At 47.5% G+C, this 1,132-nt stretch carries 1 protein-coding gene; it reads right to left on the minus strand.

Features of this window, described 5'->3' with window-relative positions:
* Nucleotides 1-720, minus strand: a 720-nt coding sequence (locus tag B879_RS20860) for a reverse transcriptase domain-containing protein (protein ID WP_040401530.1), incomplete at its 3' end; no start/stop codon positions are given.
* Between the last annotated feature and the right edge of the window lie 412 nt (nucleotides 721-1,132).

Consider the following 1,132-nt stretch of genomic DNA (forward strand, 5'->3'; position numbering starts at 1 on the left):
TGGCCCTCCTTGAGGAACGCCCATCTCGCTGGCCTCAAAGCTACCTCCTATCTGCACTCCTGCATTCAGGTATTTGTGTATCAGTGATACTACCCGTCCGTCTTTGATAGTGCGTGAGAGTACTTCTATCAACTTGCTATGGTTCACCTTATCGAAGAACTTCTCCAAGTCCAAGTCGACTGCATAGCCATAACCTTCCGTGATGTAGTCTCTGCACTTTTTGAGTGCTTGGTGGGCGTTGCGCATTGGTCTGAACCCGTAGCTATGGTCGCTAAACCGGGACTCATATAAAGGTATGAGTATTTGCGCAATGGCTTGCTGAATTACCCTGTCAACTACTGTGGGTATGCCCAGTTGCCGTTTCTGCCCGTTGTCCTTGGGTATCTCTACCCTGCGGACAGGATTGGGGCGGTATTTGCCCTGCAATATGGATGTTATTAGCTCATCCCTATGAGAAACAAGATAATCCTTAAGTGATTCGACTTCCATCTTGTCAACACCTCCAGCACCTTTGTTCCGCTTAACTTGTAAGTAAGCTGCGTTCAGATTGGATGATGATAGCATGTACTCCAACATACCATATCCTAATTGGTTATCCTCCGTGAGCTTGTTTTCAGTTATCCACATGAAAGTCTGCCCTCCCACAATACCTTCGGATGCCGTCCTATTCTTTTGTGGGCAGGTCTTTTCTTCAAAGATATTCTGCTCTCTTCCTTTCATGCGGTAACATTCATTCAGTTCTCACTCCTTAAAGTTCAGCCCTTCCCTGATATAGTCGGTATCTGGTACTATGGCCTCGGCTGACTTCTCATGGCTAGCTTTACTCCGTGCTTCTTACTCCGTTTCCGCACGTCCATGAGACCTCCCGTGGTAAGATAACTCACTTTCACTCCATGTCCCTGCCTCATTTACACTCCAACGTCCGTGTAATCTTTGGATTTTGACTTGTTATGCAGTCTTGTCCCATTGGATATGCCTGATGAGATTCGTGTTCCTCAGGGCAGAGTTTTGCCGCCAGCTTCCTTCAGATTCCACCTCGCAATGGACACCCTTGCTATTGGCTAGTGGTTGGCGATTACAAACCCCCACAGTGGACTTTCACCACCTAGTTAGTTTCCATGCACGGCACACA

Source organism: Cecembia lonarensis LW9, from assembly GCF_000298295.1.
In the GTDB taxonomy this organism is placed as follows: domain Bacteria; phylum Bacteroidota; class Bacteroidia; order Cytophagales; family Cyclobacteriaceae; genus Cecembia; species Cecembia lonarensis.